This is a genomic window from Bartonella sp. AP57NXGY, assembly GCF_042195805.1.
In the GTDB taxonomy this organism is placed as follows: Bacteria; Pseudomonadota; Alphaproteobacteria; order Rhizobiales; family Rhizobiaceae; genus Bartonella.
The window spans coordinates 1-762 of record NZ_JBHIOZ010000485.1; the positions used below are offsets into that span (position 1 = coordinate 1).

Consider the following 762-nt stretch of genomic DNA (forward strand, 5'->3'; position numbering starts at 1 on the left):
GATATCACCAGCATAGGCTTGATCAGCAATTTGGCGCGAACGCGCAAAGAAAAATTGTGGAGCCGAAAGTGTCATCGGTTTTCCTGTTCGAACCAACTTTGTTTTCATACCACGTTCAAGTGTTCCAGAACATACCCGAAAAAATGCAATACGATCACGATGATTAGGGTCCATATTCGCTTGAATTTTAAAAACAAATCCCGTCATTTTAGGTTCAGTTGCTATGACATTGCGCTGATCTGCACTTTGATCACGAGGACTTTGACCAAAATCTATAAGCGCATTGATCAAATCACGAACACCAAAATTTCGCAAAGCTGAACCAAAATAAACCGGTGTCATATGACCTTCACGGAAAGCTTGAAGATCAAAATTCTTGCAAACACTTTGAGCGAGTTCTACTCCTTCAAGAAAAGTGGAACGTTGATATTGGGGAAGTAAATGGACAACCTCACTGGGATTTGAAACGATCCGCTGTGTTATCTCATCATCTTTTTGGCGAAAACGGTTATGATGAAGGTCATAGGTCCCGACAAAATCTTTACCCGACCCAATGGGCCATGTTATGGGGGCGGTATCAAGAGCAAGCTTTTCTTCAATTTCATCTAAAAGCTCTATAGGATCACGTGCCTCACGATCCATTTTATTGATAAAAGTAACAATAGGAATATCCCGCATCCGACATACTTCAAACAATTTCAGTGTTCTTGGCTCAATTCCGCGTGCCCCATCCAATACCATGATAGCACTATCAACAGCTGT

1 protein-coding gene is annotated in these 762 nt (G+C 41.6%); it reads right to left on the reverse strand.

Going from position 1 to position 762, the window contains the following annotated elements:
- A partial coding sequence (locus ACFIL8_RS11620; protein ID WP_375689939.1) for a GTP-binding protein occupies nt 1-762 on the reverse strand: 762 nt, incomplete at both ends.